Genomic DNA, 833 nt, shown 5'->3' with positions numbered 1-833 from the left:
TGGTCATACATAGCACAATTCTTTCTCCTCATGCTGCTGGTTTTTTCCATCAACCAAATGAAATGGCGATACAACAACATTACCATCACATTATTGATATACCTGCTTCTTCGAGGTCTTTGGTTCGTGATTGCATCGTAACAGGAGCGTATTTTCCTGTTTTGCACCCTGCCTTTAGCCATAGAGAGGTTGGGAGGTAGGATAAAGGTCGTCTGAAAACCGGTTGATAAGGTTTTCAGACGACCTTTTTATCTATGCGCACATAAATTCGGCTATCTCGAGGCAGCCCATGCTTTCCCGCCCCAAACTCATGTACAACAACATTTAAATATCAGTTAAGAAATAAAGCCCAAAACCGCCCCTGCCTTGTCGGAATCGCCGAATGACGGTACTATGCGCAGTTAACAGCTTGATTGCCGTTCGGATGGTCATGCGTCCGGACGCGGTTTTAAATTCAGTATCTTATTTGAAAGCAGAAAATGATTAACGATATTCAAAAAACAGCGGAAAGCAAAATGCAGCGCTCGGTAGAAGTGCTGAAAGAGAATTTGGCGAAAGTGCGTACTGGACGTGCGCATACCGGTCTGTTGGACCAAGTGGAAGTCGAATACTGGGGCAGCATGGTTCCAGTCAGCCAAGTTGCCAACGTGACACTTCTGGACGCGCGCACCATCGGCGTAAAACCTTTTGAAAGCAATATGGCAGCCAAAGTCGAGAAAGCCATCCGCGATTCAAACTTGGGTCTGAACCCGGCAGCCGTCGGCGATTTGATCCGCGTGCCTATGCCTATGTTGACCGAAGAGCGCCGTAAAGATTTGATTAAAGTCGTACGC

At 46.8% G+C, this 833-nt stretch carries 1 protein-coding gene; it reads left to right on the top strand.

Annotated elements, in window-relative coordinates; genetic code table 11:
- Positions 1 to 479 precede the first annotated feature (479 nt).
- Positions 480 to 833: ribosome-recycling factor (locus ACTHUR_RS13020; RefSeq protein WP_440398924.1), on the top strand; the 354-nt coding region annotated here is incomplete at its 3' end.

Source organism: Neisseria sp. P0021.S007, assembly GCF_051956855.1.
Note: the sequence above shows the minus strand (reverse complement) of the source record. Positions and strands in the feature narration are given on the sequence as shown.